Source organism: Halomonas sp. PA16-9, assembly GCF_009728585.1.
Lineage (GTDB): Bacteria > Pseudomonadota > Gammaproteobacteria > Pseudomonadales > Halomonadaceae > Vreelandella > Vreelandella titanicae.
Genome location: NZ_CP040452.1, coordinates 1,278,296 through 1,298,147, shown reverse-complemented (window position 1 = coordinate 1,298,147; position 19,852 = coordinate 1,278,296). Strand labels below are relative to the sequence as shown.

Genomic DNA, 19,852 nt, shown 5'->3' with positions numbered 1-19,852 from the left:
TTAACAGGAGGCACAGCATGGAACCATTAATGGCAGTGGCGATTGGCCTGCTGTATGCGACGGCTATTTTTATGATGTTGCGTCGTTCTATCGTCAAACTGGTGATTGGTCTGATGCTGCTCTCTAATGCCGCCAATTTACTGATTTTTACCACGGCGGGCATGACCCGTGGAGCACCTCCGCTTATCCCTGAGGGGATGATGCTGCCGCCCAGCGGGTAGCCGACCCCTTACCCCAAGCGGTTGTGCTGACGGCCATTGTGATTGCCTTTGGGGTGCTTGCCTTTGCCGTGGTATTGATTCGACGCGCCTACGAAGTCGTTAAGGCTGATGATCTCGATAAGATGAAGGATACTGATACGTGAGGCCTGAAGTTGCTCTTCCCGTCCTCTTGCCCCTGCTAACCGGGGCAGTCTCCTTGTTGTTTTGGCGCGCGCGCCCCATGCAGCGCTTTTTGGCGGTGGCAGGTAATGTTGCGCTACTCATGGTTAGCCTGTGGCTGTTTGTATCTACGTTGTCAGATGGCTATGTCACCATGCAAATGGGTAGCTGGCCAGCTCCCTTCGGGATTACCTTAATAGCCGATCTGTTAAGTGCGGTGATGGTGTTAATGACGGCTATTATCGGTTTGGCAATGGGTGTTTACTCGCTGGCCACCACTGGCCGCGGCCACGAAAAATTTGGCTACTATCCGTTAATGCACCTGCTGCTCGCCGGGGTGATGGGGGCCTTCTTAACCGGCGATATCTTTAACCTCTATGTATGGTTTGAGGTAATGCTGGTGGCCTCTTTTGCGCTGCTGATTCTGGGGGGAGAACGCGCGCAGATGGAAGGGGCGATTAAGTACGTCACCTTGAACCTGTTGGCATCGGTCATCTTCCTGACCGCGGTGGGGCTACTCTATGGCATGGTGGGTACACTCAACATGGCCGACATTGCGTTGCGCATGGATGAGGCAGAGCACACCGGTATGGTGGAAGTGCTGGCGGTCATGTTTATGGTGGCCTTCGGCATCAAAGCCGCCGCCTTTCCGCTATTTTTCTGGCTGCCAGCCTCGTATCACACCCCACCGGTCGCTGTTTCGGCGCTGTTTGCCGGGTTGCTCACCAAGGTGGGGGTGTATGCGATGTTCCGTGTCTTTACCCTGATGTTCGATCAAACCATGGGCTATCTCCAGGAGATTATGCTCTGGGGTGCTGCCTTCACTATGGTAACAGGCGTGCTCGGTGCCGCCGCCCAGCATGAGTTTAGGCGAATCTTGTCGTTTCATATCGTCAGCCAGATTGGCTATATGATCTTAGGCTTAGCTCTTTACACACCTTTGGCGATCGCCGGTGGCGTGTTTGCCATCGTGCATAACATGGTGGTGAAGACCAATCTCTTCTTGATCAGTGGTATCACCCACCGTTTGCAGGGAACCTACCAGCTTAAAAAAATGGGCGGGCTGTACCGAGATCGCCCTTGGCTTGCCGTGGCGTTCTTTCTTTCTGCATTCTCGCTGGCGGGGGTGCCGCCGCTGTCAGGCTTTTTTGCCAAATTCGTGATTGTGCGTGCAGGCCTGGAAGTTGAAGCCTATGTGGTGACCGGCATTGCACTGGCGGTGGGATTGATGACGCTTTATTCCATGGTGAAAATTTGGAATGAAGTGTTTTGGAAGTCGTTACCCGAAGATAACGACGTGCCTGCGACTGCCACGCCAACTGGTGACGACGGTCGTCTGTTAAAGCCTAGCCTGTGGATGATGTATTCGCCCGTTATGGTGTTGGCGTTATTTTCTCTGCTCATTGGTGTGCTTGCAGAACCTATTATGTGGGTGATGATGGGTATTGGTGATCAACTGTTTGAACCTTCGGGGTACATCGAAGCCGTATTGGGTGCTTCAGCCAGTGCAGACGATGTTCTGCTGCAGCCAACGGGGGCGGCAGAAGATCAACCTGAGGCGGACGCCGGGGAGACAGCGCGATGACCGGAGCCATTTGGAACCTACTGCTAGGCCTTGCTTGGGTACTGTTAAGCGGTGATTTTAGCGGCTTAAACCTCCTTGTCGGGCTAATATTTGGCTACATTACGCTGATACTCATCGAACCTCAGCTTGATTCCCTAAAAGGCTATCCTGCGCGAGTACCGCGTTTTATCGGCTTTATTGGTTTTTTTCTAAAAGAACTTGTTCAAGCCAACTTGCGTGTCGCTTTTGATATTGTCACCCCCCTTGGCATATGAAGCCTGGGGTCATTGCGATGCCGCTTTCCGCGCGTACCGAAATGGAAATTACTCTGGTAGCCAATCTGATTTCATTGACACCAGGAACGTTGAGCCTGGATGTATCAGATGACCGTAAAGTCTTGTATATCCACGCGATGTTTTTAGACAATGAAGAGGAGCTACGGCGCAACTTAAAAGAGATGGAGCACCGGGCTTTGGAGCTATTTCGCTAATGGATACCGTCATTTTAATAAGCCAAGTCATCATGAGCCTGGCGCTTATTTTTACTTTTGTGCGTGTAGTGCGCGGGCCGAGTTTGCCTGATCGGGTGGTGGCGTTAGAGCTTTTTTCTACCACCGTGGTGGGATTGGTCGGGGTTTATGCCATCAAGTCTGACGTGGCTAGCTTTCTGGATGCCGCCATTGTGATCGCATTAATGGGGTTCTTAGCGGCAATTGCGTTTGCGCGCTTTTTGGAAAGGGGAGGCCCAAGGGATGATTGATTTCATAAAGGGCGCGTTAATCATTGGTGGTGCACTATTTATATTGCTTGCCTCAGTCGGATTGCTGCGGTTGCCGATTTGTTAACCCGCATGCATGCCACTACCAAGGCCGCGGCGTTAGGCGTTATCTTAATTATGTTGGCAGCGGCCATGCACTTTGCTGAAGTGGGGATCGTGGCCCGCTCATTTGCCATCATCGTGTTTATCCTGATGACCGCCCCCGTGGCGGCCCACGTGATTGGCCGTGCCGGGTACTTTGTTGGCTCGAAGCTGTGGAGCGGTACCGTAAAGGATGAGTTGCGCCCGAACTATGATCCCTTAACCCATGAGCTTAAAAGCGGCCTGGAAACCCAGGAAAACGCCAAGCGCCAACCTCGCGAGACTGACCCTGACTAGGCTTGACTAGAGCAAACCACAGCGTAGTAGCCATTGAATAACCGCTGCTAAGCCACCTTCGGGTGGTTTTTTTGCGTCTGGATATGGGGTGTATTAAGACGCGAGTAATTAGTTCGCCCTTAGCAAATAATGTACAATAAAATTCATGTACAATAATTGTACTGTATAAGATAATGTGTTCATGTTTTACCCCATGCCCCGTAGAAATGTGATTAAACGTGACCATGCGACGCAAACAACACCTACCGCAAAAAGACTGTGCTCAATGCCAGCGACCGTTTCCCTGGCGGAAAAAATGGGCGTGCTGCTGGAACGAGGTGCGCTACTGCAGCGAGCGGTGCCGTCGTAGTGCCAAGTAGCCAAGCAAGCCACGGTGATAGCACCAAGTTCTGGGCAGGAATGTACCCTTAGGAGGCACAAGCATGTACAGCACGATTGATATTGTCTGGCTGCAAGACGACCTGCGTATTGCTGATAATCCTCTTTTACACTTTGCCTCTCCTCCTAGTTATCTGATGTGTATCTACGTGTTAGATGAGCGATGGTTCTTGCCATTATTTGACGTCGAATCTACGCCGCGTATTGGGCCTGCGCGGTTGCGCTTTTTATGGCAAAGCTTAATGGAGTTGCGTGGTGAGCTCCTAAAGCGTGGCAGTGATCTGCTGGTGCGCATTGGCAAGCCCAGTGATGTGGTGATTGAGCTGGCGTCAAAGTTAAACGCACGAGAGGTGCGTGTTGCTGACCATGCAGGGGTTGAGGAATTCGCGCATATTCAGGCGGTTGAGCAAGGCCTGCCTAGTCAAACGGCCCTCAATTGCATAGAGAGTGGGCGACTCATTGATCTAAAGGCGCTGCCTTTTGAGCGGGAAGCGCTGCCTGGGAGTTTTTCTGCCTTTAGGCGCATTGTGGAGAGCGAATGTGCTGTGCCTGCCAGCCGCTGCGCTCCAATAACGTTGCCCCCTTGGCCCGAGGCGGCAAGGGGATTTCCGCCGCTAAAAGCCGTCTGTGAGCAGAGCGCTACCTGGCAGCCCGATCCTCGCCAAGGTTACGCTTATAGGGGAGGAGAGTCAGCGGCTCATGGGCGTCTGAAGGATTACTTGTGGCGTCAACAGGGCGGTGAAACCTACAAGAAAACCCGCAACGGGCTATTGGGGGCTAATTTTTCAACCCGCGTTTCACCCTGGCTGGCGCGAGGTTGCCTGTCAGCTCGTCAAGTCTATGAGGCTGTGAAAGCATGGGAAGCGGAAAACGGCAGTAATGAGTCAAGCTACTGGATTAGCTTCGAACTGCTCTGGCGGGAGTATTTTATCCGTGCCGCTCAGTTGGAAGGGGCGCAAATGTTTGGCTCACGCCAGACTGACCAGCCGTGTGCCGCTTTCGATGCCTGGCGTAACGGCACCACGGGGTTGCCGTTTGTGGATGCCGCTATGCTGGAGCTTCGCCACACTGGCTGGCTATCCAATCGTGCCCGGCAAAACGTGGCCAGCTTTTTAGTTAAAGACTTAAAGGTAGATTGGCGTTTGGGGGCGTTATGGTTCGAGCACTGCCTGATTGATTATGACGTGGCCAGCAACTGGGGCAATTGGCGCTATATTGCTGGTGTTGGGCGCGATCCTCGCCAAGATCGTTACTTTAATGTGCTCAAACAGGCGGGCCATTACGATCCCCAGGGGCTCTATGTTGCTCACTGGCTGGAGCAGCTTGAAACACTGCCCAATGGCCTGGAGCGCCATCAGCCGTGGCGTGCAGACCCTTGAGGTTTGATGCTCCCTGCGTTGTGCCCGAGCAGTGGGAGCGATGGCTAATTCCTCGCTGTGAAGTAGGCACTTTAGCTGAGTCGTCCGCCGTGGAGAGCGTTATAAAGTAATTATCACCTTCGGCCAGACCCTAGTATCTACCTCTTTTCTAGGCCATCATTCCAGATATGCCAAGGACTGCCTAAGGATCGATATAATGTCTGGTAATTTCTCTATTGGGCGGCGCTGCAGCCCTCTTTTGTGTGTTTCCATAGTCGCAGCGCTAAGCGCTCCTTTCGCGGCAAGCGTAGCGGTCGCTAACCCTCAGCTAATGTCAGAAGTCGATACCCAGGCTGCTTCTGAGGTTAGCTATGCTAATTTTCAGCAGTGGCTTCGAGATTTTCGCCAGTACGCTGCAGGCCAAGGGGTCAGCGAAGCCACATTAAGCAACGCCCTGGATGGCGTTCGTTATCGTGAGCGTGTGATTGAACTCGACGGCTACCAGCCCGAATTTGTTCGCCCTATTTGGGAGTATCTGGATACCGCGGTTTCATCCACGCGTATTACTAACGGTCAAGAAAAGCTGGCTGATCACCGTGACACTGCTCAGCAAATGGAGCAGCGCTATGGGGTGCCAGCAGAAATAATCGTCGCCATTTGGGGCATCGAAAGTAACTATGGCAGTAATTTTGGCGATTTTTCGACGTTGGAGTCCCTGGCCACGCTGGCTTACGATGGTCGACGCCGTGACTTTGCTCGAGGTGAGCTGCTCGCGGCGTTACGGATTATTGATCAAGGTGATATCGCTGCTGAAGACATGAAGGGCTCCTGGGCTGGGGCGATGGGACATACTCAGTTTATTCCCAGTAGCTTCGAAGCCTATGCCGTCGATGGCGACGGTGACGGTCGGCGCGATATTTGGGACAGCATCCCTGATGTCATGGCATCAACGGCCAACTATCTTGACCGAGCCGGATGGCAAACCGGTCAACCCTGGGGTATTGAGGTACGCCTGCCCGAAGGGTTTGATTACGCCCAGACCGAACGCCGCAGCAGTGCCGAGTGGCGCAACCAAGGCGTACAGGCGCAGCAGGGCGAATTGCCGAACTTCGATAGCGCCGCTATCGTGGTACCCGCTGGCGCTAATGGCCCTGCATTTTTGGTAGGTGCTAATTTCCGTGCGATTTTACGCTATAACAATGCCACCAGTTATGCACTGGCCGTTGCGACTTTAGGCGATGCGATCGCTGGACGCGAGGGCATTCAGCACAGCTGGCCCCGGGATCAAGCGCCACTTACCCGTGACAATGTTCAAGAACTTCAGCGCGCATTGAACCGGGTAGGATACTCTGTAGGCGGCGCGGACGGCATTATGGGGCCCAACACCCGGCAAGGTTTGCGGAACTTTCAGCGTGATCAAGGGTTAATACCGGATGGGTTTGCGACCCAGGAGCTACTTGAACAGCTACGCCAGCGTTCGCAGTAAGCAGTGTTAAAAGGGTGCTTCTAATTTCCAAGGATGATGTTATGCAGTTGATAGGTAAGATGTTTTTTAACAGAGTGATGTTAGGTGCCGTGTTGTTAGGTTCTGGTCTGTCTGCTTCCATGGCGATGGCAGATGATGACCAGGTATTCGGCTGGGTTGAAAAAGCCACCCTGCAACCCTGGGATATCGAGGTAAAAGCCAAGCTCGATAGCGGAGCATTAACCTCTTCATTAGACGCTCGCGATATAGAGATGTTCGAGCAGGATGACGAGGAGTGGGTGCGCTTTCGTTTGAAGCTTGAAGATCAAGGAAGCGGAGACGTATTCAGCGACCAAATTGAGCGGCCGCTTTATCGAGAATTGGCTGTTCGCGGAGCAGGCGGCCGCGACGAGCGTCCCGTGGTGTTGTTGGAAGTATGTATGGGCGACACCATTTACGAAGAGCAGTTTAGTCTACGTGACCGTGAAGAAATGAACTATCCGCTGCTGCTCGGTCGTCGTACCATTAGCCACCTTGGCTTGCTGGATGTGCGTGAAACCTTCTTGCAGGAGCCCGAGTGTGGGGAAAACGCCACCGTTGTGCCCCACGACCCAGAAGATAAACAGTCCTAACTTACCTATCGATAAATGCTTAAAACAGCCGTGATAGAAGCGCGGTCACGGCTGTTTCAACGCGTAAAATGCGCGGGCCTAGATGCATACCCTCGCAACCTGCTAGCATTAGTTGCTCTACCTCCCAAGCAATAAAACCGCCCTCAGGACCTACCAATAGCAGGGTAGGTTCACTTATGCCTCTTGGGCAGGCGTTGGGCATGCCAGGATGGGCTACGAGTCCGCGGCGTTCGCTGAGTAAGCCAGGCAGTTGCTGCTCCAAAAAAGGACGAAAGCCTTTGCTCAGGGTGACCGATGGTAGCTGGGTGTCGCGGGCTTGCTCTAAGCCGAGTAGCAAGTGCTGGTAGATTTTCTCCGGGCGTAACTCAGGGGATTGCCAGTAGCTCTTCTCAACCCGTTTAGTATGTAGCAGGGTGATCTCTTTGACGCCTAGTGCCGTCACATGCTCTAACGTACGCGCCAACATACGGGGACGGGGCAGAGCCAATGCCAAATGTACGGGTAACGGTGGCGGCGGTGGCTCATCAAGGTTTTCTAATTGGAAATACGCGCGCTCAGCGTTGAGCTCTTTTAGCATCGCTTTGCCCATGGCGCCGCCTTGCACACCCACGGTGAGCCGGTCGCCAGGTGCCGATCGATGGACATCACGAAGGTGTTTTAGTCGGCGTGGATCGGTGATGCAGACGTGGCCGTCATTGGTGAGATCGTTGGGATTGAGCAGAATCAAATTCATAATGATGGTCTATTGGTCACAAAGCAGGCACGGTACGCCTTGCTAAACTATTAAGGTGGCTTGCATAGGCGCGTGGTGCAGGCACAATATCAGCAACGGAACCAGTAACGGGAATAAAAAAGTCCCTATCGCGTTTAAGGAGATGCGCCGTGCGCGTAATTCGCAAATATGCAAACCGCAGGTTGTACGATACTCAGCAGAGTCGTTATGTGACGCTGGAAGACCTGCGTCGTTTAATCATCGAAGAAGAGCCGTTCAGGGTGGAAGATGCCAAAAGCGGAGAAGACCTGACGCGGACTATTCTGCTCTCTATCATTATTGAGCAGGAGCAAGCGGATAGCGAAGCGGAAGTGTTTTCAAACGATCTTCTAGCGCAGCTTATCCGGGTTTACGATATGACCTCACCGTTGCCGCTGTCGCGTTACCTCGAACAAGGTACGCAACTGATGTTGGAGCAGCAGAAACGTTTGCAGAGCCAGTGGAAACAGGCAATGCGCAACACGCCGTTAGAATTTATGCGTGAGCTTGCCGAAGAGAACATGCGCTTTTGGCAAAATACCTTGAATCAGCCGGGTCAAGCCGATGAGTCGAGTGATGCTGAGCAGCCTGAGAGCGATAGCAACGATACCAGCAAAGATAACAAACCCTCCTCCTGACCCCACTTGGTGCTGCGCTGTGGCATAATGCCGCCGATATACGCTCTCCCGTTTGAGAAGGATGCACATGAAGGTTTTGATGATAGGCGGCGGTGGTCGCGAGCACGCCCTGGCTTGGAAATTGGCGCAATCTACCCAGGTTGAGCAGGTCTTTGTCGCCCCCGGCAATGCCGGCACCGCGGCGGAAGCGAAGCTGACCAACGTAGCGATTGCCGCAACGGATCTCGACAGCCTGGTCGCTTTTGCCCGTGATGAGCAGATTGGCTTGACCGTGGTGGGGCCGGAGGCTCCCTTGGTTGAAGGTGTTGTTGACCGGTTCCAAGCGGCCGGTCTGACTATCTTTGGCCCTACTCAGGCGGCTGCTCAGTTGGAAGGCTCAAAATCATTTACCAAGGACTTCCTGGCCCGTCATGATATTCCTTCGGCTGACTACCAAACGTTTACTGACGTAGACTCTGCGCTTGCCTATTTAAGCAAAATGGGCGCACCCATTGTGATTAAGGCGGATGGCCTAGCAGCGGGCAAAGGCGTCATCGTGGCGCTGAGTGAAGCCGAAGCTGAGGCTGCTATTCGCGATATGCTGGAGGCCAATGCCTTCGGCGGTGCAGGCGCTCGCGTGGTTATCGAAGAGTTTCTGGAGGGCGAAGAGGCGAGCTTTATTGTCATGGTGGACGGCGAGCATGTGGTACCCATGGCCACCAGCCAAGACCACAAACGCGCTTATGATGGTGATACCGGCCCTAATACCGGCGGTATGGGCGCCTATTCACCAGCGCCTGTGGTCACGCCCGAGGTTGATGCACGTATCATGGAGCAGGTCATTCTGCCCACCGTGAGGGGCATGGCTGCAGAAGGCAATGCTTATACAGGGTTCTTATATGCAGGCCTGATGATCGACGCGGCGGGTAACCCCAAGGTTATTGAGTACAACTGCCGCTTTGGTGATCCTGAAACTCAGCCAATCATGCTGCGCTTAACCTCTGACTTCGCTGAGCTTTGCTTAGCGGGTGCCCAGGGCAAGCTGGATGGGCAACGCTGCGAATGGGATTCCCGTGCAGCGGTGGGCGTGGTGCTGGCGGCCGGAGGCTACCCTGGCAGCTACCGCAAGGGTGATGTGATTCACGGTTTAGCTGCGGCTGAAGAAACGGGCTGCAAAGTGTTCCACGCCGGTACCGCGCAGGATTCTCAGGGCGAGATTATTACGGCAGGTGGACGTGTGCTGTGTGTAACGGCATTGGGCAATAGCGTCTCAGCGGCGCAGCAGCAAGCGTACCAAGGCGTTAATGCTATTCACTGGGACGGCGTCGAGTGTCGCCGTGATATCGCCTTCAGGGCGATTGCCCGAGAGGAGTAAGCACGCCTTACGCTAAGCTAATACTGACGAGGAAACAGGGCATGGAGCGTGTCAAGCTGGACTTTCCCGCTGAGGCGGTCATACATCGTCACCCCTTGACCGTGAGGGTAACCGATATGAACTACGGCCGTCACTTGGGGCATGATGCGCTGGTATCACTGCTCCACGAGGCGCGCATTCAAGCCTTTGCTGCACTGGATCTGCCTGAGTGGGATATGCAGGGATACCCTTCGGTGGTCGCTGATCTCGCCGTTCAGTATCAAAGTGAAGCGCGCTGGCCCGATGGCCTAACGATTGCCACCGCTGTACCCGAGCCCCAAGGCAAAGCGTTGACGATCTATCAGCGCATCTACCAGGCAGATTCTCAGCAGGTAGTCGCTACCGCACGGATCAATCAGCTACTGATTGATCGTGCTACTGGGCGTCCTGTCGAAGTACCCGAGCAGGTTAAACAAGCGCTTTCCCACGCGAGGTATGGCTGATGTCTCGGGAGTATCCGATTATCGCGGTAACCGGTTCCTCAGGGGCGGGTACCACCACCGTGAAGCGCAGCTTTGAGCGCATGTTTCTGCGCGAAGATGTGCATGCAGCAATGGTCGATGGCGATGCCTTTCACCGCTATACCCGTGATGACCTGCACCGCATCTTCCGAGAAGAGCCAGAACGCAAAGACGAACTTTCGCATTTTGCCGTAGAGGCGAATTTGCTGGATCGTCTGGAAGGGTTGTTTAGTGAGTATGGCGAACACGGTTCGGGTACTTTTCGGCACTATATCCATGCTGAGGATAAGCAGAAAATTGAAGCAGGCTGCCGGGTAGGTACTTTCACCGAGTGGCAGTCGCTGCCCTGTGGTACCGACCTGCTGTTTTATGAAGGCTTACATGGTGGGCTGGTCACTGAGGAGTATGACATTGCCCCCATGTGGATCTGTTGGTTGGTGTGGCGCCAACCATGAATCTTGAGTGGATTCAAAAGATCGACCGTGATACCAAGCTGCGGGGCTACTCACAAGAAGCGGTCATTGACACTATCCTGGGTCGGATGGATGACTATGTGCGCTACATCCAACCGCAGTTTTCGCGTACTCACATCAATTTTCAACGTGTGCCCACTGTCGACACCTCTAACCCCTTTGAAGTTCAGGATATTCCCACCGACGCTGAGTCGTTCGTGGTCATCCGTTTTCGTGATCCCTCCACCGTTGATTTCCCTTGGCTGCTGGCGATGATTAAGGACTCGTTTATGACCCGTCCGCACACGTTAGTGGTGCCGGGGGCGCGGATGTCGCTGGCGATGGAGTTGATTCTTGCCCCTTGGTTAGGCATCTTCTTTCCCAGAGACGCTTTCGTTAAAAGGTAGCGGGCTTGAAGCTACCTCTCACCGGTGCAATTCATCGGTGCAATCATCAGACTGGCAGAGATAATTCGACACTTAAGTGGCAAGTAGTTAATAAAGGAGAGCTGTATGGATTGTCTGTTTTGTAAAATCATTAACCGTGAAATTCCCTGATATCGTTTATGAAGATGACCACGTGTTGGCATTCAATGATATTGGCCCCAGGCGCCTACTCATCAGCTAATCATTCCTAAAAAGCATATCGCCACGCTCAATGATATCGATGAGGCTGATATTGCCACAGTAGGGCGGCTTCAGTTTACCGCCGCCAAGCTTGCCCGCGAGCAGGGGTTTGCTGAAGATGGCTACCGCGTGGTGATGAACTGCAACGAAATGGGCGGACAAACGGTCTACCATATTCATATGCATCTACTCGGTGGGCGTGCATTCACATGGCCTGCCGGTTGAGTTCGGCAGATCGCTATCGCAAGTCAACGGAGTGTTGCCATGGATCGTCAACAGAGTCGTTCAGATCGCTGATACATCAGTTCGATACCGTTTTACGAACGCTTATGCCACACGCTGCTTCACCACAGCGCACCAGCCCCGCTGAAGGTGTGGCTGAGGGAACGTTCGACGATCAAGAGCGCCGCCATGCAGCAGGTTTGATGCGTATCAACCATACTGGTGAGGTGTGTGTTCAAGCGCTGTATCAGGGGCAGGGCGTGACCGCTAAACTTCCTCATGTGCGTCACCAGATGGAGCAGTCGGCGCTAGAGGAGATCGATCATCTTGCCTGGTGTGATGAGCGTCTAGAGCAGTTGCAGAGCCGAACAAGCTGCTTAAACCCGTTGTTTTATGCCGCTTCCTTTGGCATTGGCGTGGCCACTGGGGCGGTCAGTGATCGTATTAGTTTGGGATTGGTCGCCGCGACCGAAGAGCAGGTAGGTAAGCATCTTGATTCACACCAACAGTCGCTACCCCGTGGCGACAACCGCTCCCGCGCCATACTGCGCCAGATGGCAGTTGATGAAGCTCACCATGCTCAGCTTGCCTTAGAAGCGGGGGGCGTTCGCTTTCCGGCACCGGTGAAGTGGGGCATACGGCTGGCCTCTAAGGTAATGACTAAAAGCGCCTATCATCTCTGAGACATATTCACGCTGCATAATGGGTTAAGTGGCGGTGTAGGGAAGTCGTTACCAAGGAGAGGAGCAAGAAGATGCTAGGCAATGCAGTGCTGTTTTTAATTATTGCGATCATCGCTGGGGCGGTCGGTTTTTCTGGCATTGCCGGGGCGGCGTCCACCATTGCGCAAATTTTGTTTGTGCTGTTTCTTATTTGTTTCTTGTGTCATTTTTTACCGGCCGCAGACGTTAGGGCTTTGCGCTAGCGTCAGTGCAAACACAAACTAAAAGGCCCCCGCTCTGCGGGGCCTTTTGCTGTCAGCATTGACTGCCAGCGTGATGCTAATGATTAAGCATCAATACGCTTATACTTCATGCGCTTAGGCGTATCGTTTCCGACCCGCTTTCTATGATCCTCTTCGTACTCCGCGTAGTTGCCTTCAAATAAGACCACTTCAGAGTCACCTTCAAAGGCCATAATGTGCGTGGCGATACGGTCAAGGAACCAACGATCGTGAGAGATCACCATCGCGCAGCCTGGGAAGGCTAGAAGCGCGTCTCCAGTGCCCGCAGGGTTTCAATATCCAGGTCGTTGGAGGGCTCATCGAGCAGCAGCACGTTAGCGCCTTGCTTGAGCGTTTGGGCAAGCTGTAAGCGACCGCGCTCACCACCGGAAAGCTCCGACAAACGCTTCTGCTGGTCGTTACCCTTAAAGTTGAAGCGACCCACATAGGCACGCGAGGAGACTTCGTAGCCGTTAATATTAAGGATATCCTGACCATCCGAAACGGCTTCCCACACGCTCTGCTTGTCATCTAAGCCGTCGCGTAGCTGTTCGACGTAAGCGATATCGACCGTTTCACCCACCAGGACTTCGCCTTCGTCCGGCTGCTCTTTACCGGTAATCAGTTTAAAGAGCGTCGATTTACCCGCACCGTTACCACCGACGATACCAACGATCGCACCCTGGGAATGGTGAAGGAGAGGTTCTGGTAGAGCAGCTTGTCATCGAAGCGTTTAGCCACATCACGAAACTCAATGACGTTATCGCCCAGGCGCGGGCCAGGCGGAATATAAATTTCATTGGTTTCATTGCGCTTTTGGAAGTCGCCAGACTGCATCTCTTCAAAGCGGTTGAGGCGTGCTTTGCTTTTTGCCTGGCGGCCTTTGGCGTTACTGCGCACCCACTCAAGCTCTTGCTTGATGGCTTTCTGACGCGAGGCTTCCTGCTTGGCTTCCTGGTTCAAACGCTGATCTTTCTGCTCCAGCCACTGGGAGTAGTTACCCTCGAAGGGTATGCCTTGGCCACGATCAAGCTCCAAAATCCAACCGCCACGTTGTCCAGGAAGTAGCGGTCGTGGGTGATCGCCACTACTGTACCGTTATAGTCGTGAAGGAAGCGTTCAAGCCAAGCCACCGATTCTGCATCCAGGTGGTTGGTAGGCTCGTCAAGCAGCAGCATATCGGGGCTGGAGAGCAGTAAGCGGCAGAGTGCTACACGACGGCGCTCACCACCTGAGAGGTTGCCCACTTTGGCATCCCAGGGGGGGAGTCGCAGTGCTTCGGCAGCAACGTCAAGTTTGCGTTCCAGGTTATGCGCATCAGCAGCTTCGATAATATTTTCAAGCCGGGCCTGCTCGCTGGCTAGCGCATCAAAGTCGGCGTCGGGCTCTGCGTAGGCCGCATACACCCCATCCAACTTCTCCTGGGCATCTTTGATCGCCCCCAGTGCTTCTTCGACGGTGTCGCGGACGTTTTTCTCGTCATCTAGCTGCGGCTCCTGTGGAAGGTAGCCAACATTGATGCCAGGCATCGGACGAGCTTCACCTTCAAACTCTTTATCGACACCGGCCATAATGCGCAGCAGTGTGGATTTGCCCGAACCGTTAAGCCCCAGAACGCCGATTTTGGCGCCAGGGAAAAACGAGAGCGAAATATCCTTGAGAATTTGCTTTTTGGGCGGCACTACTTTGCCAACCCGGTTCATGGTGAAAAACGTATTGCGCCATGGAGATCCGTTAAGTTGTTGAAAAGAAGAAAGCGACAGCAGCAGGCTGCTGGCTCTTATTGCTGGCTGAAGCGTGATGATAGTGGTCTGCACCAGGAAAGGCTAGGCTACTTGAGGTGTTGGCTAGCCAGGCCCGCTCATTTGCTGAGAAGGCCAAGCTGCTCAAGGATTACTCTTCTTCGTCCCAGTCATCTTCGATGGCGCGCTGAAGTCGTCGCTCTTCCAACCAGCCTCGACTTGGCGCCGCGCGCGTAAGCTGTCAGCTTTGCTCGGTTTGCTTCTGTTGTAGTGGTCGTCATTGACGGCGTCTAAGCTTTCGAACTCATCTGAGTCGAGTGTTTCGTTGCCTAAGGTTTCATGACTTAGGGTCTCACGACTTAGGGGATCACGGCTCATGTGATGTCCTCCAACCCAGCCGGCGTGCCGGCGTAACAACGGCTTCACGCGAGTACATGTGCAGTTTATTAAACACATGCCAACTGCAAAGTGAAGCGCCTAGCGCAATTCAAGCGCCTTGCCGCTATATAACGCCAGTTGGGATGAAGTTCAAGCTTTATAGTTTTTTTTAGTGAGAAAGTTAATGATTAGCTGTTTTCTCGCTGCTTTTGTAACTCCGCTAGCGCAAGCTGTGTTTCTACACGCTCCGTTACATCTTTTTGCACGCCAATGTAATACATCAGCTTGTCTGCTTCGTCATAGACCGGCGTAATGGAAAGTTCATTCCAAAACATGGTGCCGTCTTTGCGATAATTACGCAGTACTTCTCGAGAAGGTCGGCCCTCGTTTAGCGCATCTCGAATGGCGACAAGCGCGTCCTGGTCGCGGTCTTCGTTCTGTAAAAAGCGGCAATCGCGATACAGAATTTCATCAGCACTATAGCCCGTCAAGCGCTCAAAGCCTTTGTTGACGTAGATGAGGATATTTTCATCCCCTTCCTGTTCGGCAACGACAATGCCGTCTTCCGATGCGTCAACAATACGTTCGAGCAATTCTGGACTGATCAATGGAGATCGTTTCATCAAGGGGTTCCTGTTGCAGCTCCAATCCTTTCCGTCGTTCACAGTCGCTTTCGCCCATGAGCTAACGGAATTTCCAATCACTTATTATAGGCAGCATAGCAAAGGCGCCACTACATCACTGCTATTCGGCCCTATCATGGCGAGCGTTGTCACGCATTGCAATCGCGAACGTTACGCTAATGTAGGTAGAACTCTCGATAGCACGCTTGAATACATGTAGTTACCAGTGGCGCGTCACTCGACTTCAGGTAATTGATGGGTGCTAAGTATGGCCCCCACGGCGGTAGCCGCTAGCATGAGGAGTAATGTGCCGCTACCAAACCACTGGGCAAAAGCGCCAATAAGGCCACCTACAATCAACATTAATACGCCGGTTAAGGTATTCGAGAGCGCCACGTAAAGCGCACGATTATCTTGGCTGGCCATATCGACGAGGTAGGTTTTACGCCCTAAGCGTACGCCGTGGTGAACAATCACGAGTAGTGCATAAACTGCCGTATAGGGCCATATGCTGTGTGTCCACTCGCCGGGTAACCAAGCTAAACTAGCGCCCATTATGCAGCAAATGGCGGTACCGATCGCCGCATCGCGCATCACGCCACGGCTCGACTGATCCGCCCGTTTCCCCCATGCCGGGCTAGCTACCATCGCGGCCAGCCCCGACATCACAATCAGTATACCCAGGCCTCCCAGGTCGGTGCCGCTTTGGTTTTGCCCTAGCAGGGCGATGTAGGGTAGGGCGAGTGCACTTGAGAGCAGCAGCGCCCTGGCAAGGTTGAAGTGTAAAAAAGTACGGTCATCTTTTAACAGCGACAGTCCCTGTTTAATACTGTCCCAGCCGTTTTCGCCGCCTTCTACTGCCCCAGGGGCTTCTTTGATGCGTGCGGCGGCGATGGCATTGATTAGCCACCCGCAGGCAGCTATGGCCAGCAGTATCGCCACCACTAAATGGCCGGGTCGGCTCTCAAAACATTAGCAGTGTCCCAGCGACCAGCGTTGCACCACCAGCAATGCTGCCGCTCCAGCCCATTAGCGTACCGCGGCGGCGCTTGGCAATGGTTTTGCCCAGCACATCTTTTGTGGCAATTGAGGATAAGCCACGTGCCAGTGAGAGCAGAACTAATGCTGTGAGCACTAACGCTCCGCCCAAGGTGCCGGTGGCGAACAACGCCAGTACGGCAAGCGTTAAGGCAGCGAAGGCTTGGGTCAGCGCGCCGACCACCCACACCCATTTGCGCTTAGGTTTTAAGCGAATAAACCCCGCTACGAAGATTTGCGGCAGCAGGGCACCCGATTCTCGGATGGGGACCAGCAGACCTACCATCCAGATGGGAGCGCCAATAATGCCCATCAGCCAGGGTAAGACTAAACGCGCGCTCGACAGCTCGTCAGCCAGTTTATTGCCCAAAGAGGCCCATATATGTAGAAAAAAATTACGCGGTTGTTCGTCGCAGGCGCTTTCAGGTATGTCGTCGCACATGCGGCTGTCGTCATCGCCCGTTAGCCACTCATACAGGCGAGTTTGTGAAACGTTATGCTCGGCCATTGGGACTCCTTCTTAATCGACCTATCTCAAGCGACCTGTCTCAAGAGAGCTATCTCAAGCCATCTCAAAATGACAGAATATCCTTTTAGAATGCCACATTAACTTGCCTGGGAGATCAGGGATGTCACGTATTCAAATCCGTTATTGCACGCAATGCCAATGGCTGCTGCGCAGTGGTTGGTATGCACAGGAATTGCTCTCAACCTTTGGTGAAGGTTTAAGCGAGGTCTCATTAGCCCCTTCCCATGGGGGTACGTTCGAGATCTGGTGTGATGATCTGCTGTTATGGGAGCGCAAGCGCGATGGCGGTTTCCCAGATATCAAGCTTCTTAAACAGCGTGTACGCGACCAGTTGGAGCCGGGTCGAGATTTAGGGCATATCGACCGATGAATCAGGATAGGCAAGCAATCCTGTTTGGCTTAGGGGCCGTCGCATTATGGTCGACGGTGGCAACGGCCTTCAAAGTGGCACTCGCTTGGATGAGCCCTCTAGAGCTGATGTGGCTCGCAGCGCTTGTTTCTTGGGCACTGATGGGGGCGCTGGTCATCAAGCAGGGAAATATCGCCACAGCGTTGCGCACCGGTTGGAAGACAGCAGCGTGGGCAGGGCTTATGAACCCAGTGGCTTATTATTTGGTGCTCTTCGCCGCCTATGACCGTCTCCCAGGGCAAGAGGCGATGGCACTAAATTACACCTGGGCCTTAGCGATGGCGTTTTTGGCCGTGCCTTTGCTCGGGCAGCGCTTAACGCGTATGGATATTGTTGCTGGGCTGGTCGCCTACGCAGGCGTATGGGTGATAGCAACACGAGGCGCGATTTTAAATGTCTCTTTTGCCGACCCGTTAGGGGTCGTGCTGGCACTCGCTTCGACTCTTCTTTGGGCGCTGTATTGGCTGCTTAATGCGCGGGATAGCCGACCACCCCTTGTTGGCCAGTGGCAAAACTTTAGCGTTGGCCTACCTGTGTTGACCCTATTGCTATTACTGGGCCCCGGTTACCAGTGGCACGGTTGGCCTGCCTTTGGTGCTGGTGTGTATGTGGGGCTATTTGAAATGGGGGTGGCCTTCATTCTGTGGCAGTTGGCAGTGCATAAAGTGTCGCGCACGGCCAAAGTCTCCAACCTGATTTTTCTCTCACCTCCTGTATCACTGCTGTTACTTTTCCTGGTAGTGGGAGAGCCTATTTTGCCTTCAACGTTGATTGGGCTAGTGCTGATACTGCTGGGGCTCGGGCTGCAACAAGCACAGAAAAACGAATAATTCTGAATATTTTTTTGTGTTTTAATGGTGTTCTTATTGTAATTTTTTGTGACATTTGGTTTTATAGCCTCAGGATGAGTAGGAAATTAACTAAATTAGGCTAAGCTCAGCTAATTAAGTTTTATCTACCATGTGTTTACTTCAAAAATTGGGCGCTCGTAGGGACACAGGCTCACTTCGGGATGAGACTTCGCGAGCTTACGCTTGAAGCAATAGTGCAGCATGGCTCAATGGGTCACACGAATAATGAGCTGCGTGCAATGAGTGCCACATCATAGGGAACGCTGACGATGAAAAAAAATGCCGTATCGAGACTAAAAAAAACCTTCTGTCACCATGTTTTTAAGCCGCTGACAATGACCACGTTAGCGTGTGTCCCGCTTACGGCATTAGCGCAGTCGCTACCGCTAGCCTCTACGCGCCAGGTGCCACTGATCTTCCCAGTACTATTCAACAAACGATCATTACTAATCCCGATGTAAACGCTGCATGGGCGAACTTTAGCGCTTCTGGGAGCGATGTCAGAGTCGCAAAGGGTAATTATTTGCCTTCGATTGATATCTCTGCGGGCGTGGGTCGGCAAGACCAGCAAAATGATGGGCGCGGAAGCTATAGCAGTGACTTTGCTGAGCTCACGCTCACCCAAATGGTGTTTGATGGGTTTGCCACCCGTAGCGAAGTAGAGCGTTTGGATCGCACTCGGCTGATTGCCTATTTTGAGCTGCTGGGTGCAAGTGAAGAGGTGACGCTTGAAGCTTTTCGCACCTACCTTGATGTGCTTCGCTACCGCGAGATGGTGCGTTTAGCTCAAGATAATTACCGCGAACACCAACGTGTGTTCTCGCAAATTGAAGAGCGTGCGCTTTCCGGGGCGGGCCGTGGCGTTGACCTAGAGCAAATTAGCGGCCGTTTGGCGTTAGCCGAATCCAACTTGATGACCGAGGCGTCGAACCTGCACGATGTAACGGCTCGCTATCAGCGTATCGTAGGCGAACTTCCTCCTCAGAATATGTCGCCTGCACCTAGCTTGGCCGATGAACTACCCGCTGGTGTCAACCAAGCGATCGAAATGGCATTTGAGGGGAACCCTGAGTTCCATGCCGCGATTGAAAATATTGCTGTGCAACGTGCGGAACAAGAGGCTGCGAAGGCCGCCTTTATGCCCCGCCTGGATATACAGGGACGTACGGGCACCAATAATCAAGACGACTCGATAGCTGGGCGCAGTGATGAGCACAGTATTCAACTGGTCGCCAGCATGAACCTCTATCGCGGTGGTTCTGATAGTGCAGCTTTTGATGCGGCGGCCACGCGTATTGAACAAGCCGTCAATCAGCGCGAAACGGCCTGTACAAACGTACGTCAAACCACGCAAATTGCTTATAACGATACCCAGCGTTTGGGTGAGCAATTGAGCTATCTGAATGATCATCGCCAATCGATCAACCGGGTTCGTGGGGCTTACCAGCAGCAGTTTGATATTGGCCAACGTACTTTGTTAGACGTGCTTGATAGTGAAAACGAGTACTTCGAGGCTAGTCGAGCCTACGCGAATGCAGAGTTTGACTTAACTTTGGCTCAAGCGCGTACGCTAGCAGCAATGGGGCAACTTATGCACACCCTTGAAGTGGTGCGTGACGATATCCCCACTCTTGATGAATTGGGGTACGACGACGCCACACTTAGCGCTGAGATGGCCTGTGGAACGGAAGGGCCTCGTGGCTTTAATTTAGAAGACTTTACGCGCGGTATTTCTTCGTTACCCGCTCACGCTGATACGCTAGCGTCGTCTTACGCCGCCAATGAGCAGCCAGTCATGATTTCCCAGTACCTGCAATTGGGCCACGAGGATGTGCTGGTCACTAACGGCTAACGTGTTCGAATA

The 19,852-nt window shown here is 53.3% G+C and carries 15 protein-coding genes and 9 pseudogenes; 19 read left to right on the top strand and 5 right to left on the bottom strand.

Features of this window, described 5'->3' with window-relative positions:
• Nucleotides 1-17: 17 nt before the first annotated feature.
• The 9 genes and pseudogenes from FDY98_RS22350 to rloA3 all read left to right on the top strand — a co-directional run bounded on the left by FDY98_RS22350 (nt 18) and on the right by rloA3 (nt 6,932).
• A pseudogene (locus tag FDY98_RS22350) lies at nt 18-364 on the top strand (Na+/H+ antiporter subunit C).
• On the top strand, nt 361-1,965 hold the full coding sequence (locus FDY98_RS22345; RefSeq protein WP_009287671.1) for a Na+/H+ antiporter subunit D: 1,605 nt from the start codon (nt 361-363) through the stop codon (nt 1,963-1,965). Before FDY98_RS22350 ends, FDY98_RS22345 begins: the two are co-directional and overlap by 4 nt.
• Nucleotides 1,962-2,434 (top strand): annotated as a pseudogene (locus FDY98_RS22340) (Na+/H+ antiporter subunit E). The gene FDY98_RS22345 and the pseudogene FDY98_RS22340 overlap by 4 nt, the downstream one beginning before the upstream one ends.
• Nucleotides 2,434-2,703 carry a monovalent cation/H+ antiporter complex subunit F gene (locus FDY98_RS22335; protein WP_022522735.1) on the top strand — a complete coding sequence of 90 codons (270 nt, stop codon included), beginning with the start codon at nt 2,434-2,436 and terminating at the stop codon, nt 2,701-2,703. The pseudogene FDY98_RS22340 and the gene FDY98_RS22335 overlap by 1 nt, the downstream one beginning before the upstream one ends.
• Nucleotides 2,696-3,099 (top strand): annotated as a pseudogene (gene mnhG, locus FDY98_RS22330) (monovalent cation/H(+) antiporter subunit G). The gene FDY98_RS22335 and the pseudogene mnhG overlap by 8 nt, the downstream one beginning before the upstream one ends.
• A 224-nt stretch (nt 3,100-3,323) precedes the next feature.
• Nucleotides 3,324-3,458 carry a DUF2256 domain-containing protein gene (locus FDY98_RS22325; protein ID WP_081742653.1) on the top strand — a complete coding sequence of 45 codons (135 nt, stop codon included), beginning with the start codon at nt 3,324-3,326 and terminating at the stop codon, nt 3,456-3,458.
• A gap of 63 nt (nt 3,459-3,521) precedes the next feature.
• Nucleotides 3,522-4,966 (top strand): annotated as a pseudogene (locus FDY98_RS22320) (DASH family cryptochrome).
• A gap of 86 nt (nt 4,967-5,052) precedes the next feature.
• Nucleotides 5,053-6,321, top strand: a complete 1,269-nt coding sequence (locus tag FDY98_RS22315; protein ID WP_027960149.1) for a lytic murein transglycosylase — start codon at nt 5,053-5,055, stop codon at nt 6,319-6,321.
• A 41-nt stretch (nt 6,322-6,362) separates the two neighbouring features.
• Nucleotides 6,363-6,932, top strand: coding sequence for a retropepsin-like aspartic peptidase RloA3 (gene rloA3 / locus FDY98_RS22310; RefSeq protein ID WP_051430589.1), 570 nt, complete (start codon nt 6,363-6,365; stop codon nt 6,930-6,932).
• Between the two features lie 19 nt (nt 6,933-6,951).
• Here the strand turns inward: rloA3 and FDY98_RS22305 are convergent, their stop codons facing one another.
• A complete protein-coding gene (locus FDY98_RS22305; protein ID WP_027960151.1) occupies nt 6,952-7,665 on the bottom strand; it encodes a 16S rRNA (uracil(1498)-N(3))-methyltransferase in 714 nt (237 codons plus the stop codon).
• A 149-nt stretch (nt 7,666-7,814) separates the two neighbouring features.
• On the opposite strand from FDY98_RS22305, the gene phaR reads away from it, so the two are divergent.
• The 7 genes and pseudogenes from phaR to FDY98_RS22270 all read left to right on the top strand — a co-directional run bounded on the left by phaR (nt 7,815) and on the right by FDY98_RS22270 (nt 12,387).
• Nucleotides 7,815-8,321: a polyhydroxyalkanoate synthesis repressor PhaR gene (phaR, locus tag FDY98_RS22300; protein ID WP_009287676.1), complete on the top strand. Its 507-nt coding sequence runs from the start codon at nt 7,815-7,817 to the stop codon at nt 8,319-8,321.
• 67 nt (nt 8,322-8,388) lie between these two features.
• On the top strand, nt 8,389-9,675 hold the full coding sequence (gene purD, locus FDY98_RS22295) for a phosphoribosylamine--glycine ligase (protein WP_022522741.1): 1,287 nt from the start codon (nt 8,389-8,391) through the stop codon (nt 9,673-9,675).
• A gap of 41 nt (nt 9,676-9,716) precedes the next feature.
• Nucleotides 9,717-10,157 (top strand): acyl-CoA thioesterase, encoded by a 441-nt coding sequence (locus tag FDY98_RS22290; RefSeq protein WP_022522742.1) that lies wholly within the window; start codon nt 9,717-9,719, stop codon nt 10,155-10,157.
• A pseudogene (locus FDY98_RS22285) lies at nt 10,157-11,027 on the top strand (phosphoribulokinase). The gene FDY98_RS22290 and the pseudogene FDY98_RS22285 overlap by 1 nt, the downstream one beginning before the upstream one ends.
• A 112-nt stretch (nt 11,028-11,139) precedes the next feature.
• Nucleotides 11,140-11,478 (top strand): annotated as a pseudogene (locus FDY98_RS22280) (histidine triad nucleotide-binding protein).
• Nucleotides 11,463-12,158, top strand: coding sequence for a 2-polyprenyl-3-methyl-6-methoxy-1,4-benzoquinone monooxygenase (gene coq7 / locus FDY98_RS22275; RefSeq protein WP_155706217.1), 696 nt, complete (start codon nt 11,463-11,465; stop codon nt 12,156-12,158). The pseudogene FDY98_RS22280 and the gene coq7 overlap by 16 nt, the downstream one beginning before the upstream one ends.
• A gap of 71 nt (nt 12,159-12,229) precedes the next feature.
• Nucleotides 12,230-12,387, top strand: a pseudogene (locus FDY98_RS22270) (DUF1328 domain-containing protein).
• Between the two features lie 96 nt (nt 12,388-12,483).
• On the opposite strand, the pseudogene ettA reads toward FDY98_RS22270, so the two are convergent.
• From ettA to FDY98_RS22250, 4 genes and pseudogenes are all read right to left on the bottom strand, one after another.
• A pseudogene (gene ettA, locus FDY98_RS22265) lies at nt 12,484-14,143 on the bottom strand (energy-dependent translational throttle protein EttA).
• A 161-nt stretch (nt 14,144-14,304) separates the two neighbouring features.
• Nucleotides 14,305-14,538 carry a PA3496 family putative envelope integrity protein gene (locus FDY98_RS22260; RefSeq protein WP_442907978.1) on the bottom strand — a complete coding sequence of 78 codons (234 nt, stop codon included), beginning with the start codon at nt 14,536-14,538 and terminating at the stop codon, nt 14,305-14,307.
• A gap of 188 nt (nt 14,539-14,726) precedes the next feature.
• Nucleotides 14,727-15,161, bottom strand: a complete 435-nt coding sequence (locus tag FDY98_RS22255) for a PAS domain S-box protein (RefSeq protein ID WP_022522746.1) — start codon at nt 15,159-15,161, stop codon at nt 14,727-14,729.
• Between the two features lie 234 nt (nt 15,162-15,395).
• Nucleotides 15,396-16,707, bottom strand: a pseudogene (locus FDY98_RS22250) (MFS transporter).
• A gap of 121 nt (nt 16,708-16,828) precedes the next feature.
• Here FDY98_RS22250 and FDY98_RS22245 point away from each other — a divergent pair.
• From FDY98_RS22245 to FDY98_RS22235, 3 genes are all read left to right on the top strand, one after another.
• Nucleotides 16,829-17,098, top strand: a complete 270-nt coding sequence (locus tag FDY98_RS22245) for a SelT/SelW/SelH family protein (RefSeq protein WP_027960154.1) — start codon at nt 16,829-16,831, stop codon at nt 17,096-17,098.
• Entirely contained in the window at nt 17,095-17,967 is an 873-nt protein-coding gene (locus tag FDY98_RS22240; protein ID WP_027960155.1) for a DMT family transporter, read from the top strand. The genes FDY98_RS22245 and FDY98_RS22240 overlap by 4 nt, the downstream gene beginning before the upstream one ends.
• A 370-nt stretch (nt 17,968-18,337) precedes the next feature.
• Complete coding sequence (locus tag FDY98_RS22235; RefSeq protein ID WP_340146941.1) at nt 18,338-19,840, top strand: TolC family outer membrane protein; 1,503 nt, start codon at nt 18,338-18,340, stop codon at nt 19,838-19,840.
• The last annotated feature ends 12 nt before the right edge of the window (nt 19,841-19,852 follow it).

Bases quoted from the DNA above. Each gene is read 5' to 3' on its own strand.
- FDY98_RS22335 (WP_022522735.1), top strand. From the start codon at position 2,434: ATGGATACCGTCATTTTAATAAGCCAAGTCATCATGAGCCTGGCGCTT.
- FDY98_RS22325 (WP_081742653.1), top strand. From the start codon at position 3,324: ATGCGACGCAAACAACACCTACCGCAAAAAGACTGTGCTCAATGCCAG.
- FDY98_RS22315 (WP_027960149.1), top strand. From the start codon at position 5,053: ATGTCTGGTAATTTCTCTATTGGGCGGCGCTGCAGCCCTCTTTTGTGT.
- rloA3 (WP_051430589.1), top strand. From the start codon at position 6,363: ATGCAGTTGATAGGTAAGATGTTTTTTAACAGAGTGATGTTAGGTGCC.
- FDY98_RS22305 (WP_027960151.1), bottom strand. From the start codon at position 7,665: ATGAATTTGATTCTGCTCAATCCCAACGATCTCACCAATGACGGCCAC.
- purD (WP_022522741.1), top strand. From the start codon at position 8,389: ATGAAGGTTTTGATGATAGGCGGCGGTGGTCGCGAGCACGCCCTGGCT.
- FDY98_RS22290 (WP_022522742.1), top strand. From the start codon at position 9,717: ATGGAGCGTGTCAAGCTGGACTTTCCCGCTGAGGCGGTCATACATCGT.
- coq7 (WP_155706217.1), top strand. From the start codon at position 11,463: ATGGCCTGCCGGTTGAGTTCGGCAGATCGCTATCGCAAGTCAACGGAG.
- FDY98_RS22260 (WP_442907978.1), bottom strand. From the start codon at position 14,538: ATGAGCCGTGATCCCCTAAGTCGTGAGACCCTAAGTCATGAAACCTTA.
- FDY98_RS22255 (WP_022522746.1), bottom strand. From the start codon at position 15,161: ATGAAACGATCTCCATTGATCAGTCCAGAATTGCTCGAACGTATTGTT.
- FDY98_RS22245 (WP_027960154.1), top strand. From the start codon at position 16,829: ATGTCACGTATTCAAATCCGTTATTGCACGCAATGCCAATGGCTGCTG.
- FDY98_RS22240 (WP_027960155.1), top strand. From the start codon at position 17,095: ATGAATCAGGATAGGCAAGCAATCCTGTTTGGCTTAGGGGCCGTCGCA.